At 73.8% G+C, this 23,832-nt stretch carries 22 protein-coding genes, 1 pseudogene and 1 riboswitch; of the genes and pseudogenes, 14 read left to right on the top strand and 9 right to left on the bottom strand.

The annotated features are described in order from the left end of the window. Positions 1–266: 266 nt before the first annotated feature. The 6 genes from AB0F70_RS24485 (at position 267) to AB0F70_RS24460 (ending at position 7,330) form a co-directional block, all read left to right on the top strand. A complete protein-coding gene (locus tag AB0F70_RS24485) occupies positions 267–1,385 on the top strand; it encodes an ROK family transcriptional regulator (RefSeq protein ID WP_357454778.1) in 1,119 nt (372 codons plus the stop codon). A 179-nt stretch (positions 1,386–1,564) separates the two neighbouring features. Continuing rightward, on the top strand, positions 1,565–2,593 hold the full coding sequence (locus tag AB0F70_RS24480; protein WP_357454776.1) for a substrate-binding domain-containing protein: 1,029 nt from the start codon (positions 1,565–1,567) through the stop codon (positions 2,591–2,593). Further along, positions 2,590–3,390: an ATP-binding cassette domain-containing protein gene (locus AB0F70_RS24475; protein WP_357454772.1), complete on the top strand. Its 801-nt coding sequence runs from the start codon at positions 2,590–2,592 to the stop codon at positions 3,388–3,390. Before AB0F70_RS24480 ends, AB0F70_RS24475 begins: the two co-directional genes overlap by 4 nt. Continuing rightward, positions 3,387–4,580 (top strand): sugar ABC transporter permease, encoded by a 1,194-nt coding sequence (locus AB0F70_RS24470; RefSeq protein WP_357454769.1) that lies wholly within the window; start codon positions 3,387–3,389, stop codon positions 4,578–4,580. Before AB0F70_RS24475 ends, AB0F70_RS24470 begins: the two co-directional genes overlap by 4 nt. A gap of 3 nt (positions 4,581–4,583) precedes the next feature. Then, on the top strand, positions 4,584–5,588 hold the full coding sequence (locus AB0F70_RS24465; RefSeq protein ID WP_357454765.1) for a LacI family DNA-binding transcriptional regulator: 1,005 nt from the start codon (positions 4,584–4,586) through the stop codon (positions 5,586–5,588). Between the two features lie 155 nt (positions 5,589–5,743). Further along, on the top strand, positions 5,744–7,330 hold the full coding sequence (locus AB0F70_RS24460; RefSeq protein ID WP_357454762.1) for a ricin-type beta-trefoil lectin domain protein: 1,587 nt from the start codon (positions 5,744–5,746) through the stop codon (positions 7,328–7,330). Between the two features lie 91 nt (positions 7,331–7,421). Here the strand turns inward: AB0F70_RS24460 and metE are convergent, their stop codons facing one another. The 5 genes from metE to AB0F70_RS24435 all read right to left on the bottom strand — a co-directional run bounded on the left by metE (position 7,422) and on the right by AB0F70_RS24435 (position 13,559). Further along, complete coding sequence (metE, locus tag AB0F70_RS24455) at positions 7,422–9,803, bottom strand: 5-methyltetrahydropteroyltriglutamate--homocysteine S-methyltransferase (protein WP_357454759.1); 2,382 nt, start codon at positions 9,801–9,803, stop codon at positions 7,422–7,424. Between the two features lie 8 nt (positions 9,804–9,811). Further along, a riboswitch (SAM riboswitch) is annotated at positions 9,812–9,914 on the bottom strand. A gap of 248 nt (positions 9,915–10,162) precedes the next feature. Then, complete coding sequence (locus AB0F70_RS24450; protein ID WP_357454756.1) at positions 10,163–11,320, bottom strand: Cmx/CmrA family chloramphenicol efflux MFS transporter; 1,158 nt, start codon at positions 11,318–11,320, stop codon at positions 10,163–10,165. Positions 11,321–11,491: 171 nt separating this feature from the next. Beyond that, positions 11,492–11,977: a GNAT family N-acetyltransferase gene (locus AB0F70_RS24445; protein ID WP_357454753.1), complete on the bottom strand. Its 486-nt coding sequence runs from the start codon at positions 11,975–11,977 to the stop codon at positions 11,492–11,494. Between the two features lie 9 nt (positions 11,978–11,986). Further along, positions 11,987–12,931 carry a hypothetical protein gene (locus AB0F70_RS24440; RefSeq protein ID WP_357454750.1) on the bottom strand — a complete coding sequence of 315 codons (945 nt, stop codon included), beginning with the start codon at positions 12,929–12,931 and terminating at the stop codon, positions 11,987–11,989. Between the two features lies 1 nt (position 12,932). Continuing rightward, positions 12,933–13,559, bottom strand: a complete 627-nt coding sequence (locus AB0F70_RS24435) for an RNA polymerase sigma factor (RefSeq protein WP_357454747.1) — start codon at positions 13,557–13,559, stop codon at positions 12,933–12,935. A 12-nt stretch (positions 13,560–13,571) separates the two neighbouring features. Between AB0F70_RS24435 and AB0F70_RS24430 the strand changes: the two genes are divergently transcribed. From AB0F70_RS24430 to AB0F70_RS24410, 5 genes are all read left to right on the top strand, one after another. Next, positions 13,572–14,537 carry a D-alanyl-D-alanine carboxypeptidase family protein gene (locus AB0F70_RS24430; RefSeq protein WP_357454744.1) on the top strand — a complete coding sequence of 322 codons (966 nt, stop codon included), beginning with the start codon at positions 13,572–13,574 and terminating at the stop codon, positions 14,535–14,537. A 144-nt stretch (positions 14,538–14,681) separates the two neighbouring features. Further along, positions 14,682–15,443 carry a MerR family transcriptional regulator gene (locus AB0F70_RS24425; protein WP_357454741.1) on the top strand — a complete coding sequence of 254 codons (762 nt, stop codon included), beginning with the start codon at positions 14,682–14,684 and terminating at the stop codon, positions 15,441–15,443. Between the two features lie 48 nt (positions 15,444–15,491). Further along, positions 15,492–16,082 (top strand): putative glycolipid-binding domain-containing protein, encoded by a 591-nt coding sequence (locus AB0F70_RS24420; protein WP_357454738.1) that lies wholly within the window; start codon positions 15,492–15,494, stop codon positions 16,080–16,082. Positions 16,083–16,200: 118 nt separating this feature from the next. Then, positions 16,201–17,034 carry an HAD family hydrolase gene (locus tag AB0F70_RS24415; RefSeq protein WP_357454735.1) on the top strand — a complete coding sequence of 278 codons (834 nt, stop codon included), beginning with the start codon at positions 16,201–16,203 and terminating at the stop codon, positions 17,032–17,034. A 56-nt stretch (positions 17,035–17,090) separates the two neighbouring features. Continuing rightward, positions 17,091–18,317, top strand: a complete 1,227-nt coding sequence (locus AB0F70_RS24410; protein WP_357454732.1) for a YibE/F family protein — start codon at positions 17,091–17,093, stop codon at positions 18,315–18,317. A gap of 181 nt (positions 18,318–18,498) precedes the next feature. Here the strand turns inward: AB0F70_RS24410 and AB0F70_RS24405 are convergent. Continuing rightward, a pseudogene (locus AB0F70_RS24405) lies at positions 18,499–18,780 on the bottom strand (MarR family transcriptional regulator); the annotation flags it as partial. Between the two features lie 183 nt (positions 18,781–18,963). Here AB0F70_RS24405 and AB0F70_RS24400 point away from each other — a divergent pair. After that, positions 18,964–19,860 carry an NADP-dependent oxidoreductase gene (locus AB0F70_RS24400; protein WP_357454729.1) on the top strand — a complete coding sequence of 299 codons (897 nt, stop codon included), beginning with the start codon at positions 18,964–18,966 and terminating at the stop codon, positions 19,858–19,860. A gap of 499 nt (positions 19,861–20,359) precedes the next feature. Further along, positions 20,360–20,536, top strand: a complete 177-nt coding sequence (locus AB0F70_RS24395; protein WP_357454726.1) for a hypothetical protein — start codon at positions 20,360–20,362, stop codon at positions 20,534–20,536. 52 nt (positions 20,537–20,588) lie between these two features. Here AB0F70_RS24395 and AB0F70_RS24390 read toward each other — a convergent pair whose 3' ends face one another. Then, the gene (locus AB0F70_RS24390; protein ID WP_357454723.1) at positions 20,589–21,314 is read right to left on the bottom strand and encodes a TetR/AcrR family transcriptional regulator; all 726 of its coding nucleotides are present in this window, start codon (positions 21,312–21,314) and stop codon (positions 20,589–20,591) included. Between the two features lie 61 nt (positions 21,315–21,375). Here AB0F70_RS24390 and AB0F70_RS24385 point away from each other — a divergent pair, with 61 nt between their 5' ends. Beyond that, a complete protein-coding gene (locus AB0F70_RS24385) occupies positions 21,376–22,212 on the top strand; it encodes an SDR family NAD(P)-dependent oxidoreductase (protein ID WP_357454720.1) in 837 nt (278 codons plus the stop codon). Positions 22,213–22,288: 76 nt separating this feature from the next. Here AB0F70_RS24385 and AB0F70_RS24380 read toward each other — a convergent pair whose 3' ends face one another. Beyond that, positions 22,289–22,720, bottom strand: coding sequence for a hypothetical protein (locus AB0F70_RS24380; protein ID WP_357454717.1), 432 nt, complete (start codon positions 22,718–22,720; stop codon positions 22,289–22,291). Positions 22,721–22,733: 13 nt separating this feature from the next. Continuing rightward, entirely contained in the window at positions 22,734–23,762 is a 1,029-nt protein-coding gene (locus tag AB0F70_RS24375) for an MBL fold metallo-hydrolase (protein WP_357454714.1), read from the bottom strand. Positions 23,763–23,832: the final 70 nt, after the last annotated feature.

Here is a 23,832-nt window from a genome sequence, read left to right as displayed (position 1 = left end):
AATCACTTCGCGCCCAGGACCACATCGTTCCTGCGACCGGCCGGGCGCGCCTGTACGCCCGTGAACCCGGGTCCTATCGAACGACCGGGCCGCGTTGGTGTCAAGAATTGAACGCAAGCGACGCCCGATCGTGACCTGAAGGTTCAGTTCGTGTATCCAAACCCCGCATAGTGCCCCGGAAGGCGGTTACCCTGGGCGCTGTGCGCGCGGATCGGGTAACACCGGGTTCGCAGACCTCACTCCGTGAGGCCAACCGAGCCCGTATCGTGAGCGCCGTCCAGCAGCGTGGCTCGCTCACGCAGATCGAGCTGGCCGGCGTCACAGGGCTGTCCCCAGCCACTATCTCGAACATCGTCAAGGAGCTCACCACCGCCGGTGTGCTCCACACCGCGCAGTCCACGCGGAACGGCCGGCGCGCGCTCCAGGTGACCCTCGCCCGCAACCTCGGTGTGGTCGCCGGCATCCGGTTCGGGATGCGCTCGCTCAGCGTCGCGCTCTCCGACGCGTCGATGCGGGTCCTGGCCGAGCAGCGCATGCCGCTCGCCCCCGACCACCGGGCGGACGCCGGACTGCAGCGCGTCGCGATGCTGGTCAGGGAGATGATGGAGGCGGTGGACGCCGACCCGTCCGAGCTGCTCGCCGTCGGCGTAGGGGTGCCGGCTCCCGTCGACATCCGCACCGGCCAGGTGGTGACCGTCGGCATGATGCGCGGCTGGGACGGCGTGCACGTCGACGAGATCCTGGGCGCCGAGCTCGACGTCCCCGTCACCGCCGACAACGACTCGACGCTCGCCGCGATTGCGGAGGCCCGGTTCGGCGCCGGAGCGGGGTACGACTCGGTCGCCTACGTCCGGGTCTCCCACGGCGTGGGCGGCGGGCTCGTGCTCGGCGGCCGCGCCCTGCACGGCAGGTCCGGGGTCGCCGGCGAGATCGGGCACGTGTCCGTCGACGAGCACGGTCCCGTCTGCCGCTGCGGCAACCGCGGCTGCCTCGAGATGCTGGTGGGCGCCACCAGCCTCCTCTCCATGCTCCCGCCCGAGGCGGGCCACCTCACCCTCGCGGACCTCGTGGCCCGCGCGCTCGACGGCGACGCAGGCTGCCGCCGCGTCGTGTTCGACGCCGGCCGGCACCTAGGCATCGCCCTGGCCAACCTGTGCAACCTCGTCGACCCCGACGTCGTGGTCATCGGCGGCACGCTCGCCGAGGCCGGGGACGTGCTGCTCGAACCGCTGCGCACCGCGCTCGGCCAGCGCATAGTCGCGACGTCCCGCGGCCCCGTCGAGGTGATCCCGTCGACCCTGGGCGCCGACGCCGGCGTCCGCGGCGCCCTGGCGGCGGCCCTGGACCAGGCAAGAATGTTCGGCTCGCTAGGAGTGGGCCAGTGACCGTCCCGCCGCCCCGCCCGTTGAGTGCTGGGTATTTGTCCCGTCGAACCGTTTCGAAGGGGCAAATATCACGCACTCAGCGGGCGGTGGGGTGGGTGGTGGCGGTTGGGCTTCTGGTTGGCGGGTGTACTGGTGGTGGAGCGAGCGGGCCCGGCGGGTCGGCCGGGGCCGAGGGCGCCGTGGCCGAGGGGACTATCGGCCTGCTGCTGCCCGAGGCGCAGACCGCGCGGTACGAGGCCTCCGACCGGCCGACCTTCGTGTCCGTCGTCGACCGGCGCTGCCCCGGCTGCACCGTCCTGTACGCCAACGCGGGGCAGGACGCCGCCGCCCAGCTCCAGCAGGCCGAGTCGATGCTCGCGCAGGGCGCCGACGTGCTGGTGCTCGACGCCGTGGACACCGTCGCCGCCGTCGGGATAGCGGTGCAGGCCAAGAGGCTCGGTGCGCAGGTCATCGCCTACGATCGGTTCGTGGACGGCGCGGACTACTACGTGTCGTACGACTACGAGTTCATCGGCTTCCTGCTGGGCTCGGCCCTGGTCGGCGCGGTCAAGGAGAGAGTCGACGAGCGAGCAGAAGCACGGGCCGACGACGGCCCGGACGGCTCCGACGACGGACGGCCAGGGGTGCTGCTGGTGCACGGCTCGGCGACCGAGCCCAACGCGCTCGCGATCGCGGCCGGCACCCGCCGCGCCCTCGAAGGAGAGGACATCGACGTGCTCGCCGAGCACTTCACGCCCGACTGGAGCCCCGACAAGGCCACCGAGTGGACCGAGGCGATGCTGACCAGGTACCCGGGCCAGGTCGACGGCATCCTCGCCGCCAACGACGGCATGGCGGGCGGCGCGATCGCCGCGGCGAAGGCGGCCGGGCTCGACCCCGTGCCCGTCACCACCGGGCAGGACGGCGAGCTCGCCGCCGTGCAGCGGATCATCGCGGGGGACCAGTACATGACCGTCTACAAGGCGACCGACCAGCAGGCCCAGACGGCCGCCGAGCTGGCCGTGCGCGTGCTGCGCGGCGAGGACCCCCGTGCGAGCGTGGTCATCGAGGGTGTGCCGACCATGCTGCTGGCACCGCGCGCGGTCGCCGCCGCCGACGTCCAGCACGTGATCGTCGACGGGCGGGTCTACTCCACCGAGCAGATCTGCGTGCCCGCGTACGAGGCCGCGTGCGAGCGTGCGGGCCTGATCGGGCAGGAGGAGTCATGAGCGACCCGGTGCTCTCCCTGCGGGGTGTGTCCAAGTGGTTCGGGGGCGTCCGCGCCCTGGTCGACGTCGACGCCGACGTGCACGAGCATGAGGTGCTCGCCGTCGTCGGCGACAACGGCGCGGGCAAGTCCACGCTCGCGGGTGTCCTCGCGGGCGCCCACCGGCCGGACGCCGGCCAGGTGCTGCTCGACGGGCGCCCCGTGGTGCTCGGCTCGCCCGCCGCCGCCCGCGCCGTCGGCATCGCCGCGGTGTTCCAGGAGCTGGCCCTCGTGGACGACCTGGACGTCGTCGAGAACCTGTTCCTCGGGCACGAGACCCGGCGCGGGCCCCTGCTCGACGAGGTGGCCATGGAACGCGAGGCCTGGCGCCTGCTCGACCAGCTCGCCGCCAGCGTGCCCACCGTGCGCGAACCGGTGCGCACCCTGTCCGGTGGCCAGCGCCAGGTCGTCGCGGTGGCCAGGGCGCTGCTCGGCTCGCCGCGGGTGGTGGTCCTCGACGAGCCGACGGCGTCCCTCGGCGTGCGTCAGACCGCCGAGGTGCTCAACCTGATCGTCCGGCTGCGGGAGCGCGGCCACGCCGTCGTGCTGGTCAGCCACCAGGCGGGCGACCTGCAGGCCGTCGCGGACCGCATCCTCGTGCTGCGCCTCGGCCGCGTGCACGACGTGTTCGACGGCGACGCGTCCTACGAGGACCTGCTCGCCGCCATGACGGGCGCCGTCCGGCCCGGGACCAAGCTCGCCGGGCCCAAGACCTCCGGCACCGAGCAGCCCGGGCCGGACCAGGCGGCACGCCGATGAGCGCGGGGCCGAGCGTCACCGGCGCGGGCCTGTCCGGCGCCGTCTGGCAGCGCATGCGCGGCCGCAACAGCCTGCTGCCGATCGTCGCGGCGCTCGCCGGTATCTGGCTGATCCTCGGCGCCGTCAACCCCGCGTTCCTCGCGCCCGAGAACCTCGTCAACCTCACGCTGCAGAGCGCCCCCGTCGGCGTCATAGCGCTCGGCGTAGTGCTCGTGCTGCTCGTGGGCCAGATCGACCTGTCCGTCGGGTCGCTCAGCGGGCTCGCGGCGGCGGTGGTCGCCGTCGGCTCCGTGACCCTGGGCTGGCCGGTGGCCGTCGCCATCCTCGCCGCCCTGGCCTGCGGGGTGGTGGTCGGGCTGGGCTACGGTGCGCTCTCGACGCGGCTCGGGCTGCCCAGCTTCGTGTTCACCCTGGCCGGGCTGCTGTTCCTCGCCGGGGTGCAGCTGCGGGTGCTCGGGCCGCTGGGCTCGATCAACCTGCCGTTCGAGTCGTGGTTCGTCCGCTCGGTGCAGCAGGGGTTCCTGCCCTCCGGTGTCGCCTGGGCGCTGGTCGCCGTGACGGTGGTCGCCTCAGCGGCCCTGCAGTTCGCCGCCCGGGCCCGACGGCGGCGCGCGGACCTCGCCTGCGCGAGCGTGCCGCAGATCGTCGTCCGCACGCTCGTCCTGGCGGCTGTGCTGTCCGCGATAGTGGCCTACCTGTACGCGGGCACCGCACGCGGCATCGGCTGGTCGGTGCTCCTCTTCGCCCTGCTGGTGGTGGTCACCGACGTGCTGCTGCGCCGCACGCGGTGGGGCCGGTCGGTGCGCGCGGTGGGCGGTGACCGGCGGGCGGCGATGCTCGCGGGCGTGCCCGTGCGGCGCACGGTCGTGCTGTGCTTCGTGGCCTGCTCGACGCTCGCCGCGCTCGGCGGTGTGCTCGCGGCCGGCCGCCTGGGCGCCGCCAACCAGGGCACCGGGGGCGCCGACACCTACCTCGTGGCGATCGCCGCGGCGGTGATCGGCGGGACCAGCCTGTTCGGTGGACGGGGCAGCGCGTGGTCCGCCGTGCTCGGGGTGCTCGTCATCCAGTCCATCGCCAACGGGCTCACGCTGATGAACGTCGACCAGGCGGCCCGTTACATGGTGACCGGCGCCGTGCTGCTGCTGGCGATCATCATCGACATGCTGCTGCGCAAGCGCCGGGAGGCCTGACACATGATCCGTCGTCCGACGTTGGCAGTGGTGGCCGAGGCCGCAGGGGTGAGCCTGAAGACGGCGTCCCGCGTGCTCAACGGGGAGCCCAACGTAGCCGCCGCCACCCGCGAGCGGGTGCAGGACGCCGCCACCTCGCTGGGCTTCCGGCGCAACGCGGTGGCCGCCGACCTCGCGCGCGGCGGCTTCTCGCGCCTGGTCGGGTTCATCACCGGCGACCTCGCCAACCAGTTCTACTCTGCCCTCGCCAGCGGTATCGAGCGGGAGCTGCGGGAGCACGGGCTGCAGCTGCTCACGGCGTCGTCCGACGAGGACCCCGCGCGCGAGGGGTCGCTGACCGGCGAGCTGCTCGAACGGCGCGTCGGCGCGCTGATCGTGACGCCCGCCGGCGCGGACCACTCGGCGCTGCAGGGCGAGATCGACGCCGGGCTGACCGTGGTGGCCGTGGACCGGCCGGCGGCCGGGATGGACGTCGACACGGTGGTCATCGACAACCGCGGCGGCACGCGGGCCGCCGTCGACCACCTGCTCGCCCACGGGCACCGCCGCATCGCCTTCGTGGGCGACGAGCCGCACCTGTGGACCTACCAGGAACGCAGCAGCGAGTTCCTCGCGGCCATGCGCGACGCCGGGATGCCCGACGCCGGGCGCCTGCTCCGCTCGGGTGCCCACTCCGTCGCGGCCGCCCGCGACCTGGTGCTGGAGCTGTTCGCGGCTCCGGAACCGCCCACCGCGGTGCTCGCGGCGAACAACCGCGTGACCGTCGGGACGCTCCAGGCGCTGCGGGACGCGCCGGGCGGCTCCGATGTGGCAGTCGTCGGCTTCGACGACTTCGAGCTCGCCGACCTGCTGGGCATCACCGTCGTGGCCTACGACGCCGTGGAGATGGGCCGCCGTGCCGCCGAGCTCGCCGTCGCGCGGTCGGCGGACCCAGCGCGGCCCGTCGAGCTCGTGGTGCTGCCGACCCGGGTGGTCGCCCGGGGGAGCGGGGAGCGTTCGCCCCGTTGACGGTCGCGCCGCCTGAGGGTGCACAGCGGTGCATCTGTCGGGCATAAGGGGTGATACGTACTTTCCACACGACGCCGTCCCACCCGTTCTGGTGGTGACGCGGCGTCAATACGCTCCCAGGCACCCGGTTCTCCAGGCCTGATGAGGAGCACACCATGTCACGATCCTTGAGAGCTTCCCGCTCTCTGATAGCGCTGTCGGCCGCCGCGATCGTCGTCGGTACAACGTTCACCGGAGCCGCCGCAGCGGGGGCAGCGCCGCCCCTGCAGGCGTCGGCCGGCACCACCCAGCTCAGCACCACCCAGCTCGCGCGGTCCACCGCCGAGCTGCCCGACGCCCAGGTCCGCGCGATGGTGCGCGACCTCGGCCTCACCCGCGCCGAGATCCCGGACCGGCTCGCGCTCGACGCCGAGGCCGCGATCGTCGAGGCCCACCTCACGTCCCGGCTCGGCGGCGCCTACGCGGGCACCTGGCTGCCCGACGGCGCCGACGCGCCCCGGGTCGCCGTCACCACCCAGGCGGCGGCCAAGGTCGCCGAGCGGGCCGGCGCCGACGCCGTCGTCGTCCCGCACAGCCTCGAGGCGCTCACCGCGTGGAAGGAGTCCCTGGACAAGGTGGGCGCCGCGCCGACGGTGCACGCCTGGTACGCGGACCCGACCACCAACGAGGTGGTCGTCCAGGCCGCCGATGTCGCGGCGGCGAAGGCGATGATCGCCGAGGCCGACCTGCCGGCCGGCGTCGTGCGGGTCGAGAGGTCGAAGGTCGCGCCCGAGATCGCGCGCGACATCCGCGGCGGCGACGAGTTCCACCGCCCGACGGGCGACGGGTTCGTCACGCTGTGCTCGATCGGGTTCGCCGTGCAGGGCGGGTTCGTGACCGCCGGGCACTGCGGCGCCGCCGGCAACCCGGTCAACGCGTCCGACGGCGCGGCGCTCGGCACCTACCGCGCGTCGACCTTCCCGGGCCACGACTGGGCCTGGGTGGCGACCAACGGCAACTGGACTCCCACCCCGCGCGTCAACAACTACGCGGGCGGGACGGCGGCGGTCGCCGGCTCGGCGGAGCAGGGGATCGGCGCGACGGTGTGCCGCTCGGGCCGCACGACGGGCTGGCGCTGCGGCGTCATCCAGGAGAAGAACGTCACCATCAACTACGGCAACGGTGACATCCCCGGCATGGCGACGGGCTCGGCGTGCGCGGAGGGCGGCGACTCCGGCGGCTCAGTGCTCTCGGGCGACCAGGCGCAGGGCGTCACGTCCGGCCGGATCGGCGACTGCTCCTCGGGCGGCCGGTTCATCTACCAGCCGCTGAACCCGATCCTGAGCACCTACGGGCTGCAGCTCACGACGACGTCGGGCGGCGGCGGACAGGCCCTGATCGGCGTGGGCGGCAAGTGCATAGACGTACCCAACTCCGAGTTCACCGACGGCAAGCGCCTGCAGATCTGGACGTGCAACGGCACGGCGGCGCAGCGCTGGACCTTCCACTCCGACGGCAGCCTGCGCGCCGGCGGCAAGTGCATGGACGTCGCCTGGGCCAACACCGCGGACGGCACGGCGGTGCAGCTCGCGAACTGCAGCGGCAACGCGGCCCAGCGGTTCACGCTCAGCGGGGCGGGGGACCTGGTCTCGATCTTCGCGAACAAGTGTGTCGACGTCCCGAACGGCAACACCGCGAACGGCACGCAGCTCCAGATCTGGACCTGTAACGGCACGGCGGCGCAGAAGTGGCGCGTCGGCTAGCCAGCCCTCCGGACCGCACACTTCGAGGCCTAGGTTGCTCCGCTCTGAAACGCTTCAGAGCGGAGCAACCTAGGCCTCGAAGTGCAGTGGGTCAGAGGGTCGCGCGGACCTCTTCGGTCGCCTTCACCAGGTTGCGGAGCGACTCCTTGGTCTCCGCGTAGGCGCGGGTCTTGAGGCCGCAGTCCGGGTTGACCCAGACGAGCCGCGGGTCTATCGACTTGGCGGCGAGCCGCACGAGCTCGGTCACCTCCTCGACGGACGGCACGCGCGGGCTGTGGATGTCGTAGACACCCGGCCCGATGCCGCGGCCGTACCCGGCGTCGGCCAGCTCGGGCACGATCTCCATGCGGGAGCGCGCCGCCTCGACCGACGTCACGTCGGCGTCCAGGCCGTCGATCGCGCCGATGACCTGGCCGAACTCCGAGTAGCACAGGTGCGTGTGCACCTGCGTGGCGGTGCCCGCGCCGGCGGTCGAGAGCCGGAACGAACGCACCGACCAGTCGAGGTACCCCGGGTGGTCGGCCCGGCGCAGCGGCAGCAGCTCGCGCAGCGCGGGCTCGTCCACCTGCACGACGCCGATGCCCGCCTCCTCCAGGTCGCTCACCTCGTCGCGCAGCGCGAGGGCGACCTGGTCTGCGGTGTCGCCCAGCGGCAGGTCGTCGCGGACGAACGACCACGCCAGGATCGTGACCGGACCCGTGAGCATGCCCTTGACCGGCTTGTCCGTGAGCGACGCCGCGTACGCGGTCCACTCAACGGTCAGCGGCGCGGGCCGGGACACGTCGCCCCACAGGATCGGCGGGCGCACGCAGCGCGAGCCGTACGACTGCACCCAGCCGTGCACGGTGGTCACGAACCCGTCGAGCTGCTCCGCGAAGTACTGCACCATGTCGTTGCGCTCGGGTTCGCCGTGCACCAGCACGTCCAGGCCCAGCTCCTCCTGGAGGGCGACGGTGCTCGCGATCTCTGCGCGCATCGCGGTCGTGTACTCGTCGTCCGACAGCTCGCCGCGCACCCAGGCCGCCCGGGTCTTCCGGATCTCCGCCGTCTGCGGGAACGAGCCGATCGTGGTGGTCGGCAGCGGCGGCAGGTCGAGCTTCGCCTGCTGGGCCGCTGCCCGCTCGGCGTAGGGCGCGCGTTCGACGTCGGCGGGGGTCAGGGCCGCGGTTCGCTCCCGGACCTCCGGTACGACGACGCCGGGCGCCTCCGCGCGGGACCGCACCGCCGCCGTCGACTCGGCGAGCGCGTCGGCGACCGCCGTCCGGCCGCCGGTCAGGCCGGTCGCCAGCGTCACGACCTCTGTGACCTTCTGGTCGGCGAACGCGAGCCACGACTTCAGGCCGGCGTCGAGGCGGGGCTCGTCGGCGACGTCGTGCGGCACGTGCAGCAGCGAGGTCGAGGTGCCGACGGCGACGGCGGACGCCCCGAGGGCCCCAAGGCCCTCCAGCGTGGTCAGGCGGGCGTCGAGGTCGGCGCGCCAGATGTTGTGCCCGTCGACGACGCCGGCGACCAGGGTCTTGGTCTCCAGGCCGGCGACGGGGCCGGTGGGGACGGCGCCCTTGACGAGGTCGACGGCTATCGCCTCGACGTCGGTGCCCGCGAGCAGCGCGAGTCCGTCGCCCGCGTCGCTGCGCAGGTCGCCGTACGGCGCGGTGACCAGGATCGCGGGGCGCTCGGCAGCGCCGTCCGCGCCAGGCGCGGGGGAGAGTTCGGTGGCGAGGCGCGGGTAGGCCCGGCGCACGGCGTTGGCTACATCGGAGAACGGGACGTCGAGCAGGTCGGTGACCAGCGCGGGCTCGTCGAGCTGCACCCAGGGGGCGCCCGCGGTGGCCAGTGCGCGCAGCACGTCGGCGTAGGCGGCGACGACGTCGTCGAGCCGGTCGAGCGGGTGGAAGCCGTCGGGCGCGCCGTCCGCCGCCTTGCTCAGCAGCAGGAACGTCACCGGGCCCACGAGCGCGGGACGGGTCACGACCGCCTGGCCGCCGTCGGCGGGCTGGGCGAGCTCCGTGAACTGGCGCACCACGCGGTCGTCCACGAACCCGATCGGGGTGTCCGGCCCGATCTCCGGGACGAGGTAGTGGTAGTTCGTGTCGAACCACTTGGTCATCTCGAGCGGCGGCTTGTCGCCCTCGCCGCGGGCCAGCGTGAAGTAGCCCTCCAGCGAGAGTGCGCCCCCGGCGCCCGGGACCAGGTCCCGGAACCGCTCGGGCACCGCGCCCAGCAGGGCGACGGCGTCGAGCACCTGGTCGTAGAACGAGAACGAGCCGGGGACGGCGGCCGTGCCGTCCAGGCCCAGTCCGGCGAGATGCCGAGCGGTGGTCAGCCGCAGGTCGCGGGCTGTGGTCTCCAGCTCCTCGGCGGTGGTGCGCCCGGCCCAGAAGGACTCGACTGCGCGCTTGAGCTCGCGTCGTCGGCCGATGCGCGGGTAACCCAGGATCGTGGCGTGGGGAAGGTGCGTGAACTCGACTGCCATGCGTATCAGCTCCATCGGACCTGGCGTTAGCACCTTGCCCGGAATTGGCGCTCCGGAGGCAGGTTGCTGCGGTGTCGTTGAGCCAGGACTCTCGACCGCTCTGGATGATTGACCTGGATCGTAAGCATGACCGCGATGTGAGCGGAAAAGCGTCCACGCTTCGGGACGATGCCGTCTGGGCTGGTCAGTGGCCGAAAAGTGTGCCAAGCGCAGCGGTCGATCAGCGCGCCGGCTGATGACCATGCGGTTGCTGCCATGCGAGGCCCCGATCTGGCAGTAGGTGCATGGTCAAATCGTGGGTGAGGCGAGCACGGCGGTTGCTGCCAGGCCGAGGGTCGGTTTGGCAGCAACCGCTGTGGTCAACTGATGCCGCGGTGAGCGGAGTGCGTCGCGAGCCAGAGGGTGACGGCGGTGCCCGCCAGCGTCGCGCTGACCACCAGTGGGCCCACGAGCCCGAGCGGCCCGATGGCGAGGCCGCCGAGCACCGGGCCCACCAGCGCACCCAGGTTGAGCGCGACCGTCGAGTACGCCCCGCCCATGGTCGGGGCGCCGTGGGCGGACGCCATGCTGCGGGCGATCAGCGTGCCGCCCACCGCGAACGAGAGCGCGCCCAGCACCGGGGCGAGCAGCCACACCGCCGACGGGCGCCCCGCGAGAACGGCCCACAGGACCCAGCCCGCGACGAGAACCGGGATGCCGATCCCGAGGACCCGGTGCCCGTGCGCGTCGGCCAGGCGCCCGGCGGCCGAGACGCCGCCGAAGGCGCCCAGCCCGAACAGCGCGAGCACCACCGGTACCAGCGCCGAGCCGAGCCCGGCGCCGTCCGTGACGATCGGCGCCAGGTAGGTGAACGCGCAGAACGTCGCGCCGTTCACCAGCACCCCGAGCACGAGGTACCGCAGCAGGCCGGGCGAGCGGAGCGTGCCGAGCTCGGCCCGGAGATCCACCCGGGTGTGCGGCACGCGAGGCCCGAGCCGCCCCGGCGTCAGCGCGGCGACGGCGGCCAGCGCGAGCGCCGAGACCCCGGCGATCGCCCACAGGGCAGACCGCCAGCCCCAGATCTCGCCGAGGAACGCTCCGGCCGGGACCCCGGCGATCAGGGCGAGCGTCGTGCCGCCAAGGATCGCGGCGAGCGCCCTGGCCTGCTTGCCCGCCGGGACGACCGCGGCCACTGTCGAGAGCGCGACGGCGAGGAACCCGGCGTTGGCCAGGGCGGCCACGAACCGGCTGACCAGCAGCACGGCGAACTGGTCGGTGAGCGCGCCCGCCGCGTGGGCCGCGACGAAGACCAGCAGGCAGCCGGACAGGGTCCAGCGGGGTGGCAGACGACTGCCGAGCGCAGCCGTCAGCGGTGCGCCGACGACCATGCCGACCGCGAAGCCCGAGGTCAGGTAGCCGGCCTGGGCGATGGTGATGCCGAGGTCGGCGGAGATGCCGGGCACGAGCCCGGCGAGGACGAATTCCGACGTGCCTTGCGCGAAGACCGCGACGGCGAGCACGTAGAGCAGGACAGGCATGGATGCCTCCGAAGGAAGGGGGAACGGGTAGGCCTGGGCGGCACTACGGGGCCCTTCGGATGCGCGGAAAGCGGCCGAGCGGTAGCTCGGCGGTCTCTACAGGGGCATCTCGGGCTACCGGAGTACCGGCAGCCCGAACCTGGATGCTTCTGGAGACCTCATGCGCCGAGCCTATCCGGCGGCGAGCCGTGCGCCGGAATCGGCGCGCACGGGCAACGGCCGGTGCCAGGCGACCTCGCGGTCCAGCTGGCCGGTCGAGCGGAACAGCCGCACCTGGTGGGCGTCGGGGAGCGCCGCGGCGAGGTCGTCGGTGGTCGTGGCGGTGAAGCCGAGCTTCTGCCAGAAGCCGCCGGAGCGGCGGGAGAACAGCCAGGCCTGGCGCGCCCCGGCGTCGGCGGCCCGGTCCAGCGCGAAGCGCGCCAGGCGCAGCCCGTCACCGGTGCCGCGCAGGTCCGGCCGGACGGCGACGCTGCGGACCAGGGCGTGCTCGCCGCTCGACCCGAGCTCGAAGCCGGTGGTCGTGCACACGGCTCCGGCGTCGTCGCGGTCGAGCCACAGGTGCACCGCCGGTTCCGCGAGGGCGGCGACCGTCAGGTCGGCCGAGCGCAGGAACGCGGCCAGGTCGTCGAGGTCGTCGGGTGTCGCGGGGCTGAGCACGCCGGAATGCTATCGGGAACGGCTCCCCGGGTCGGACGGCGCCGGGTCGCCGTCAGTGGACGCCGGGCTCGGGCTGCTGCTGGGGCTGGCGCACGACGTCCAGCTGAACTCGCTGTGTACCTGATAAGCCTTGCCGCCGTCGGACTTGGCCCAGGTCTCCGCGGTGTACGGGAGCCAGGTGGTCGTATCGACGACGACGTCGAGCCCGGTCAGCTCGCCACCGAGCACCAGCTCGCGCGGGGGCGTGAACCGGATCCGGACCATGGTCCGGCCGTCCTCCTCCTCGAGCAGGAACTCGTCGTCCAGGCGGTAGTCCGTACCCTCGAGGCCGGCCAGGTCGAGGGCCGCGCCGACGGTCGCCAGCTGCAGCACCTCCAGCGGACGTGTGTCCAGCGGGACCGGCTTCGGCGTCCCGGTGTCCGTCGCGGCGGCGCCGTCGAAGCGGGTCGCCGACTCCTTGCCGAGCGTCGAGCGGGTCTTCACCGCGCAGTCCGCGCCGGCCACCGCCGGCGCGGCGCGGTCGACCACCTCGGACGGCGTCAGCGCGACGGTCGGTGACGGTCGCGGCTCGGGGACGGCCGTCGGCGAGAGGCTGGTGCCGGGCGCCGAGCCGGGCTGCGCGCCCGGCGCAGGCAGGTTGACCACGGTCACCACGACGGCGGCGGCTGCCGCCGCGGCGACGCCCCACACCAGTGCCCGCCCGCGGCGCGCGCGGGACCGGCCGCGCCGGGGCTCCGCGTCGAGGTCGTGCAGGAGGACCACTACGCGCTCGTCCTGCGCCCAGTGGTCCTGCGCGTGGTCAAAGCTCTGCTCGTACAGGGGCTCGTCGCCGTCCAGGGGCTCGTCGACACCGTGCGCGCGTGCCCGCGACTCGGCGTACACGCGCGCCAGGTCGAGCTCCTGGTCGACCCCCCGCAACGCGCGCCGGGCGCGGGTCAGCTCTTCGTCTTCCACGTCAGGAACCTTCCTTGATGAGCTCTTCGTAGGCCGCCCGCAGACGGCGCCGTGCCCGGTGCACCCGGGTGGCCGCCGTCGCCGTCGTGCAGCCGAGTACCTGGGCGACCTCCGCCGTGGACAGCTCCGCGGCCGCGAGCAGGGCGATCACCTCGCGGTCCGCGGGGCGGAGCAGGGCCAGCGCCCGGCGCAGCTCGTCCAGCTCGCCGACCAGCCGCACGCCGTCCTGACCCGCCGGGTGCGGGTGCGCGCGGACCCGCTCGACCAGGGCGTTGCGCCGCTGCTGGGCGCGAACCTGGTTCGCCATCACGCGGCGGGCCACCCCGAGGAGCCAGGCGCGCGGGTTGTCCGGCAGCTCGCCCTTGCGCCACACGACGGCGAAGACCTCGGCCACCACGTCCTCCGCCTCGGCGGCAGGGAGCCGCGAGCGCGCGTACCGGTACACGGCGCTCGCGTGCGCGACGAAGAGTGCCTCCGTATGGGCAGGCGTGAGGTGGGCAGGCGTGAGGTGGGCAGGCGTGTGCCTGCCCGGTTCGAGACGCTGTGGCTCGGTGTTCGTGGCCAGGGTGGACTCCGGAGACGAAGAGACGTGCTTCCTAGTCAGTGTGTCCGGCAGGAGTGCCCTCATGACACCTCACGCATGTTGTCCACGTCACAGCCCGCCGCTGTCATCGCGGTCCGGACCGTGCACACCAACGCTGATGTGACCGTCTCCTTCGTTCGTACTCGTAACCGCGCCCGTGTCCGCCCGGCGGGCCCCGCCGCCGTCGTCCTGGTCGGGAGCCTGCTCCTCGCGGGCTGTGCTGCCGCAGAACCGGGTAACGAGGGGGGCAGCGCGACCGGGGCGGAGCCGCAGGCCACCGCGTCCGGCCCGGCAGAGAAGGACCCGGCAGAGAACGACCCGGCAGAGAACGACCCGGCAGAGAAGCCGGTAGTAGCCCAGGCGCCGCAGACGGAGCCGAGCCCGGTGGCCCCCGCGGAGGGCCCCGTCGACGGCCCGCCACCCGCCACCGGCCTCGACCTGTCGGAGCACTCGACAAGCGATCCCGCAAGCCCGTGGGTGATCGTCAACAAGCACACGCCGCTCGACCCGGTCGACCACGAGCCCGACCTCACCACCGTGCGCGGTTACCTCGTCCGGCGGGACGCGGCCCCCGACGTCGCCGCGCTGCTCGATGCCGCCGACGCCGACGGTGTGCGCCTCACCCTGCGCAGCGCTTACCGGGGCTATCCCAAGCAGGCGTCGGTCTACGAAGGGTGGGTGGCGCAGCTCGGCGCCGAGCGGGCGGACGAGGTGTCGGCTCGTCCGGGGCACAGCGAGCACCAGACGGGCCTCGGGGTCGACGTCGGCGGCACCACCCGGCCGGAGTGCGACTTCGAGGCCTGCTTCGGCGAGACCGTGGAGGGTCGCTGGGTGGCCAACCACGCCGCCGAGTTCGGCATGCTGGTCCGGTACACACGCCAGAACAGCGCGGTCACCGGCTACGCACCCGAACCCTGGCACCTGCGCTGGGTCGGCCGGGAGCTGGCGGCGCACATGCGGGCCACCGGGGTCACGACCCTGGAGGAGGTCTTCGACGTGCCGGGCGGGGACTACACGGACTGAGTCGTCGACCGGGCATGGTCTCGCGGCAGGAGTGCCAGGGCTTGACCCTGCCCCTGCGGCAACCCTGCATCCTGCGTGCATGACGACCGCACGCAGCACGACCGCACGCAGCACGACCGAAGGCAGCAGGAGGAGACTGGCCACATGCTGACGATCAGCCAGCTCGCGTCGTACGCCGGGGTGACCACGCGCGCCGTCCGGCACTACCACGCCAAGGGCCTGCTGCCGGAGCCCGGGCGCGACCACTCGGGCTACCGGCGGTACGACGCCCAGGCCGCCGTGGACCTGATCCGGATCAGGGTGCTGGCGGAGGCGGGTGTGCCGCTCGCGAGGGTCCGGGAGCTGCTGCGCGCTGACGCTGAGGAGTTCGCGGCCGCCGTCGCCGAGATCGACGCGCGGCTGCGTGCGGAGATCGACGAGCGGGAGCGGCACCGGGAACGGATCGCCAGGATCGCCGCGGGCGACAGCCTGGCGCTACCGCCCGAGGGCGCTGCCTACCTGGACCGGTGGCGCGAGCTCGGCCTCCCGGAGCGGGTGGTCGAGATCGAGCGCGACAGCTGGATCCTCACCCTCGCGGTGCTGTCGCCGGAGCAGGTCGCCGGGGCGATGGCGCTGAAGGGCAGGCTGCTGGACGACGAGCAGTTCGTCGAGACCCTGCGGCGGCTCAGCGCGGCGGTCGACTGGGCGCCCGACGACCCGCGGCTGCCCGCCCTGGCCGACCTGGTGGCTGCGCTGCTCGACGAGCACGCCGGCTGGTCCGACGGCTCGGCGAGCGAGATGGAGGCGGGGCTCGTCGACCTCTTCGACTCGCTGGCCCTCGACTCCTTCCCCGCCGGTCGCCGCCTGGAGCGGCTGCTGGAGGAGCGCGGCTGGTCGGGCTGGACCCGCCAGGAACGCACGGGCTGAACACCGCCGCAGGGCGGTGTCCGCCCTCGCGCGGCTAGAGTTCGAACCGTGCGGCTGGATCCGTTGCCCGACGTGTCCGCCTGGACCCACAGCGGGGTCCGGGCGGGCTTCGAGGTGCTCTTCGCGGAGCCGACGGCGGACGGGTACCTGCTCCGCGGGCACACCACCGCCGTCGAGGGGCCGCAGGCGTGGTCCGTCGGGTACCGGATAGAGGTCGACCCGCAGTGGTGCACCCGCCGGGCCGAGGTGCGGGCGGTGTCAGCCGTCGGGACCGTCCGGACGACCCTCGACCGGACCGGGCAGGGCGACGACTCCCGGTGGCTCGTCGACGGCGTCCCGCGCCGCGACCTCGACGGCTGCCTCGACGTGGACCTCGAGTCGTCGGCGGTGACGAACACGCTGCCGGTCCACCGGCTGGACCCCGCCCTGGGGGAGTCGCACCCGGTGCCAGCGGTCTTCGTCCGGGCGGGTGACCTGGGGGTCGAGCGGCTCGAGCAGGAGTACCGGCTCCGGAGCCGGACGCCGACCGCGATCAGGTTCGACTACGCGTCGTCGACCTTCGACTTCGAGTGCGTGCTCACGTACGACGCCTCGGGCCTGGTCCTGAAGTACCCGGGGATCGCGGTCCGGGAGCGGTGACCGGAGGCTGACCAGGGGGCTGACCTGCGCGAGCAGGTCTCCGACCGGTGAAATGCGAGTACCAAAATGTCCCAGTATGGGCAATGATGCTCTCACCACCTATCACCAGGGGAATATCGTGACCGCGACCGCCTCCGGGGCCGCAGCACTGTCGGACGTGCCCAGGTCCACACCCGCTCTCGTCGCCTGCGACGTCGAGGGCACGCTCGTACGCGCCGGGCGGCGGCCGACCGGCGCGGTACTCGACGCGATAGCCGCGGTGCGCGCCGCCGGCCACCATCTGGTGGTCGCGACGGGCAGGTCGCTGTCGGGCGCCGTGCAGGCGGCCCGCCAGCTCGGGATCACCGACGGCTGGGTGGTCGCGGCGAACGGCGCGGTGACCGCGCGGCTGCGCCCGGACGGGTACTCCGTCGTCGACGTGACCCCCCTGGACGCGGGACCCGTGTGCCGGCTCGTCGCCAGGACACGGCCCGACCTGCGGCTCGCCGCGGAGGTGGTCGGCACCGGGTACCGCGTGACCAGGCGGTTCCCCGACCGCCTGCTCAACGGGCACCAGGAGGTGCTGGGCACGCTGGAGGAGATCTGGGCACGACCGACGCCGCGGGTGGTGGTGTACGGGCAGTGGGCGCTGCGGCTCGCGCCGGCGCTCCGCGCGTCGGGTGTCACCGCGGTCGCGGCCCGCGTGGACTGGGTGGACGTCACCGCCCCCGAGGCCACCAAGGCGACGGCGCTCGAGCGGATCCGGGTCGAGCTGGGGGTCGCGTCGTCCCGGACCGTCGCACTCGGCGACGGCGAAAACGATCTCGAAATGCTTCGGTGGGCCGCCTTGTCGATCGCCATGGGGCATGCGCCCGCGACGGTCCGCGCCATCGCCGGCCGGGTCACGGGCACGGTGGACGAGGACGGCGCCGCGGCCGCGCTCGTCGACGCGCTCCTGCTACCGACCGCCTGAGACCGGACCGTCCCGCTCGCCGCGCCCACGGCGCGGCCTTGGGTCAGGATGTGCGCATGGCGCACGCTCACTCGCACCGTGCGGCCGGCCCAGCCGCGCCACGCACGACGTTCCTGCTGGTCGTGACCCTGGTCTCCGCTCTCCTGGTGACCCTGGCCGGGCTGTGGCTGCTGTGGCCGAACCCCGGGGACGTGCCCGACCGCGTGCCCGCGAGAGCCGAGGGCACGTCCTTCGTCGACGTCACCGTCACGGGGCCCGCCGACCCCACCACGGGGAGCATCCCGGTAGTGCTCCCCGGCGGCGAGTCGTCCCGGATGCAGTCGCCCGGCCCGTCGATCCCGCTCGCCGAGGGGGACCGGATCACCGCCGTCGACATCTCCCAGGTCTCGCAGCCCGGCGTCGACCCGCTGGTGTTCATGGACTTCCAGCGCGAGCTGCCGATCGCGCTGCTGGCGATCGTCTATGCCCTTGTCGTGCTGCTGGTCGCGCGCTGGCGCGGGCTGGCCGCCATGGCGGGGCTGGGGCTCGCGTTCGTGGTGCTCCTGGGCTTCACCATGCCCGCTCTGCTGGCGGGGGAGTCCGCCATCGGCGTCGCGCTGGTGACGTCGTCCCTGGTGATGTTCGTGACGCTGTACCTGGCGCACGGCCTGTCGGCCCGCACGTCGACGGCGCTGCTCGGCACGCTGGTCGGCCTCGCGCTGACCGCCGGGCTCGCCGCCTGGGCGTCGGGGGCCGCGCAGATCACGGGGACGAACGACGAGATGTCGGCGTTCCTGCCGTCGAGCGCACCGGGTGCCGACCTGCGCGGGATCGCGCTGTGCGGCATCGTCCTGGCCGGGATGGGCGTGCTGAACGATGTGACCATCACCCAGGCGTCCGCGGTGTGGGAGCTGCGGGCGGTCGCGCCCGCTGCGTCGCGTGCCGAGCTGTTCACCAGCGCCATGCGGATCGGCCGCGACCACATCGCGTCGACCGTCTACACCATCGCGTTCGCCTACGTCGGGGCCGCGCTGCCGCTGCTGATGATGGTCTGGCTCGTCGACCAGTCGCCGGCCACCGCGCTGACCTCCGGCGAGATCGCCGAGGAGGTGGTGCGCACCCTCGTCGGCTCGATCGGGCTGGTGCTCGCCATCCCGATCACCACCGCCATCGCGACGCTCACCGTCCCCGGGCCGGCGGCGGAGGGGTCGACGACGCCCGAGCCGGCTTCCGACCCGGAGCTGATGGCTCCCGTGTCCGAGGCGTGGGCCGTGGCGCCCGCTCCCGGGACGACGGCGACCTGACGGTCACGGCGGTGCTGCCCACGTTCTGCTCCAGCGCGCGCAGGAGCGCCGTCGCGTCGTCGCGGTGCGCCGGGTCGAGCTCGCCCGCCGTCGCCCGCTCCAGCTGGGCCCAGATCTCGGCGACGCGCGGCCGGAGCGCCAGGCTCGCGGGTGTCGGCTCGACCAGCGTGACGCGCCGGTCGACGGGCCCGGGCCGACGGCGCACGAACCCCGCGCGCTCAAGCCGCTGGACCGTCCGCGTCATCGAGGCCGAGTCCGTCGCGACGTGCTCGGCGAGGTCCGTCTGCCGCTGGGGCCCGTGCTCCCACAGGAACATGAGCAGCAGCTCCTGGCCGGGATGGAGACCGAGCGGGCGCAGCAGGTCCGCGGCGAGCGCCCGGTGCGTCCGCGCGAGCGAGAAGATCGCGAGGCTGAGCGGTCCGGCGGCTGACGCGCTCGGCTCACTGTCCGGGTCAGGTGCCATGCGCTCCATCGTAGGACTCGGGACCGGGGCGGTCGCAGGGACGGTCGCAAAGACGGTCGCAAGGCCGATGGCAGAGGCGATGGCCGGCGGAATAGTGGAGACGGTTCCCGGGGTTACCTGTCCGGAACAGCGAAGTGGGTAGACGTTCGGCCCGGATGCCTCCCGAAGACGAAGGAGAACACGATGCGCGCAGTAGTTTTTGACGAGTTCGGCGGCCCCGAGGTCCTGCACCTGGGGGAGGTGCCGGAGCCCCAGGCCGGTCCCGGCCAGGTCCGCGTCCGGGTGGAGGCGGTCGGCGTCAACACGTTCGACGGGAAGGTCCGGTCGGGCGCCATGGAGGCGGCATTCCGCACGCGGCTCCCGGCGGTCCCCGGCCTCGAGGTGGCGGGCATCGTCGACCAGGTGGGGGCCGACGTCGCAGGGGTCGCCCTCGGGGACCGGGTCGCCGGCCCGGCCGGTCGGGGCGCCGCCGAATTCGCGGTCCTGCGCGTCTGGGCGCCGGTGCCCGACGGGATGGAGGTCACCCAGGCGGCGGCGCTCCCCGTGGTCGCCGAGACCTCCCGGCGCGCGCTGCGGATCCTCGACGTGAAGCCGGGGGAGACCCTGCTGGTGCACGGTGCGAGCGGTGGTGTCGGCGGGCTGGCGACGCAGCTCGCGGTCGCGGCGGGCGTACGCGTGATCGGCACGGCGTCGGCGGCCAACCAGGAGCGGGTGGCGGCGTACGGGGCGACGCCCACCACCTACGGCGAAGGCGTGGTCGACCGGGTCCGCGCGCTCGCACCCGCCGTCGACGCGGTGCTCGACAGCGCGGGGAGCGGCGTCCTGCCCGACAGCATCGAGCTGCGGGGCGGCACCGACCGGGTGCTGACGCTCGCCGACCCGGCGGCCTACACGCTGGGCGTCGAGTTCTCGGAGCAGTCCGAGCACTCGGCGGAGGTTCTCGCGGAGGTCATGGGGCTGGTCGCCCGCGGCGAGCTCTCCGTGCCGGTCGCGAAGGTGCTGCCCTTCGCGGAGGCGGCGCGGGCGCAGAGCCTGGTCGACGGCGGCCATGCGGGTGGCAAGGTCGTTCTCGTGCCGTAACCCGTTCCTGGGTCTCCGGCGTAGGCGCGGGACCACCGCCCTGACTCGACGTACCCGGTACCGCGAGTCAGGGCCGCGGGGGATCTGTTCGTACTGCACCGCGCCGACCACCGGGTTGACGCACCCCATGGCCAGACCGCAGCAGGCGGCCAGGACGGTCGCGGGCACGATCGTGTCCAGCACCGCGAGGCCGAGGTAGAGCGGTGCTGCGCCGACGAGGAACGCCACCGAGTACAGGAGCCACCGGTTGGCCCGCGGGGCGATCCAGGCCCCGGCCAGGCTGCCTGCGAGGGCGCCGACGCCGAACCCGGCGGCCACGGTGCCGACGGCGGCCACGGGGAGCCGTTCGGCCAGCGCCCACGAGGGCAGCAGCACGCTCACGACATCGCGGCCGCGATGCTCGAACAGGTTCCGCGAGCCGTGACGTCGCTGGTCGACCCGGCCGACCGGCAGGTGCTGCTGGGCCGACGTCGTCGTCGCGAGCGGCGACCCCCGACGCGTGGTCCGACGACGCTTCGACGTGCTCACCGAGGTCCTCGCGCTCGACCGATTCCGGGCGACGGGCTGGACGCTCGGGCGGCTGCTGCAGAACTCGCTCTGGGACGTCGAGGACGGCGCGACCTCCCTGGCGCCCGCCTCCGTCGTCATGGCGGACGCGCTGCTCGACCGCGACTGACGTGCGTCGACCGGCGCTGCGGGGCTTGACGCCGACCGGCGCCGGACAGGGGTCAGACGCGCGCGGCCTCGCGGACCAGGCCCTCCAGCTCGGCGGCCAGCAGGCGCTCGCCGTCGAGCCCCATGGTGCCGAACGCGCCGACGATCTCCAGGGACACGAGTCCGTGCACCCGGTACCAGGTGGACAGGGCCAGCCGGAGCGCCGCCGGAGCCGCCTCCGCCGGAGTGCTGAGGGACCTGCCCCAGCGGACCAGATCCTGGTCGAGCGCTGATCCCTCGGCAGCGCCGCCCGCGTCGGCAGAGCCCGTGCCAGTGCCGGATGCGATCTCCTGGATGGTCGTGACCAGGGCGAGCATGCTCTGGCTGATCGCGCCGACGCTCTCCAGGGGGTCCACCGCCTCACGCCGGCTGCCGGTGAAGAGCATCGAGTACCGGCGCGGATGGTCCAGGGCCCAGCGGCGCCAGGCACCGGTGATGGCGGCCAACCGGTCCGCCGGGGACCGGTCCTGCGCCTGTCGTACCGCGATCTCGACGGCGGTGCCCAGGTCGGCGTACCCGGCCAGGACCAGGGCGTCGAGCAGCGCCTCGCGGGAGGCAAAGTAGTGGTAGAGCGCGGGCGGCGTCATGCCTACCGCCTTGCCGACCGAGGCGAGCGACAGGCCGTGCGCACCGCCGTCGTCGACGAGCCCCAGTGCCGCCTCGACGATCTCGTCGACGGTCTGCCGCCGGAGCCGTTCGCGCCGGGTCAGGGGCCGGGTGTCGTCGTCGTCCTCTGGCATGTCGCGAGCCTAGTGCTAATGGCGAGTGCCGACACGGCGCCCACCTGGCACGATGTCGCCCATGACGGCTGAAAGCGCGCATGTGGACGCGGCACCTAGCCGGGTCTGGTTCGTGACGGGCGCGAGCCGTGGGCTCGGCCGTGCCATCGCCACGGCGGCCCTGGAGCGCGGCGACCGGGTGGCGGCGACGGCGCGCGACGTCGCCGCGCTGGACGACCTGGTGGCCGAGCACGGGGACGCCGTCGTACCGCTGCGGCTGGACGTGACCGACCCGGCCCAGGCTGCCGCCGCGGTGCGGGCTGCGGCCGAACGGCTCGGCCGCATCGACGTGGTCGTGAACAACGCGGGCCACGGGCTGTTCGGGTACGTCGAGGAGATCACGCCCGAACAGCTGCGCGAACAGCTCGACGTCAACCTCTTCGGCGTGCTGCACGTGACCCAGGCGGCGCTCCCGGTGCTGCGCGCGCAGGGTTCGGGGCACGTGGTGCAGGTGTCCAGCTCCAGCGGCGTCGCCGCCTGGCCGGGGCTCGGGGGTTACAGCGCGTCCAAGTGGGCGCTGGAGGGGCTGTCCGAGGCGCTCGCCCAGGAGGTGGCCGGGTTCGGGATCCGGGTCACGCTCGTCGAGCCAGGGCCCGTGGACACCGCATGGCGGGGGGAGTCGGCGGTGCGGGCGGAGCCGCTGCCCGCGTACGACGCGCTGCGGGCAGCCGCGTGGCATCCGCCCGGCTCGTCGTCCCCGGCGGACGTCGCCCGTGTGGTCCTCGCCGTCGTCGACGCGGACGAGCCGCCACTGCGGATCCTGGTGGGCGACCTGGCGGCGGACGCCGTCCTGCCCCTGACCGAGGACCGGCTGGCGGGCTGGCGGCGCTGGGAGGACCTGGGCCGCTCCGCGGGCTGACGGCCCGACGGACAGCCCGACCACGGCCGGCGGCATGGCAGCACAACCGCACCAGGCCAACCGGCTCCTGACCGGATCAGCCGGCTGAGGGCGCCCGCCAGCCCGGCAGGAGGCGTTCCAGGGCGTCGGCCAGCGAGATGGAGTCGCCGTCCTTGCCTCCCGCGCCGAGCAGCAGGGGCGGACGGCGCGGCTCCGGCCGCACCCCGCGCACCCGGTCGAGCAGCCCGATGGGTGCGGTGAGCACGTAGAAGTCGCCGTCGGCGCTGATGCCGGACGTGCGGTCGACGCGCAGGTACCAGCCCCGCAGCGGCGTGCGAGCGGTGCCGCGGCCGCCGTACCCCTGCACCTGCAGGGGCTCGGGCGGGAGCCCGGTGTTCCGGGCAGCGGCCACGAACTCCCGCAGCAGGGCCTCGGCGCGGGTGTGCTCGGCGTCCTGCCGCGCCTGCAGGCGTTCGGCCTGCAGGCGGACCGCTTCCGCTCGCTGCTGGGACCACTCGTCGTCGCGCATGGCAGGAAGTGTGTCAGAGCAGCCGCAGCGGCGTGCGGTACTCCGGGACGACTACCTCGGTGCCCGGCGACAGCCGCCCGATCTGCTCCGTGAGGCGGGCCATGCGCACCTTTGTGCTCTCGCCGGCGTGCGGCGGGTTGGTCAGCGGCGACTCGAAGTCGTCCCAGTGCACAAGGACCACCTGGCCGGGGTTGTCCAGCGCGGCCAGGAGGCGGCCCGCGTAGTCGGCGGTGACGTCGGTGCTCGGCACCGGCAGTGCCACCGTGTCGACGCGCAGCCCGCGCAGCGCCCGGTCGTCGTAGTCGCTGCCCCCGAGCAGCAGCACCGACCGGCCCTGCGGCGAGCGCAGCAGGTACGACAGCGTGTCGCCCTCCGGCAGGTCGGCGATGGTCCGCGGTTTGGCGGGCACCGTCGTGTGCAGACCGGGGAAGAGGAGTGCGCCGGACGCGGTGCGGCTGTGCAGGGAGGGCACTACCCGCAGGACCAGGTCCCCGAGGTGCATCTCCTCGCCGCCGCGCACCACCGCGAGCTGCTTCTGCGGCACGCCCATGGCGAGCGCCAGGTGATACCCCGTGAGGGTCGTGAACACCGTGGCCCCGCGGGTGCGGGCCAGGTGCGGCACGTCCGAGAAGTGGTCCCAGTGCGTGTGCGTCACCAGGATCGAGTCGACGGCGCCCTCGGGCGTCCCCGGCGCGCCGAGGGCCGCGTCCAGCGCTGCCGGGTCGACGCGCAGGCGCGTGGTCGCGCTGAACTTCCCGGCGGCGAGCCCGGTGTCGAACCGCGTCACGTACGGGTCGAGCAGGACCGTCGTCGTGGGCGTGCGGATCTGCCAGCCCGAGGTGCCGAGCCAGGCGAACGAGGCAGAGCCAGCTGCGGCCGGAGCCTGCCGGGCGGGCGTGGCGGCGGACGCCGGAGCCGCGGGTGTTCCGGTACCGAGGGCCTCGGCGCCGGTCACACCGCCCAGCACGCCGAGGGCCGCCCCGGCACCGGTCAGCAGGGTGCGGCGGCTGAGCGCGCGCTCCGAGGTCGTGGGGTTCGTCATGCGGCACACCCTCGCGGGAGCCCGCGACGAGAGTCAAAGAGTCTTGCGGACGTGACCCGAGACGTTTTTG

Source organism: Promicromonospora sp. NPDC023805 (assembly GCF_040639635.1).
Taxonomy (GTDB): Bacteria; Actinomycetota; Actinomycetes; order Actinomycetales; family Cellulomonadaceae; genus Promicromonospora.
Note: the sequence above shows the minus strand (reverse complement) of the source record. Positions and strands in the feature narration are given on the sequence as shown.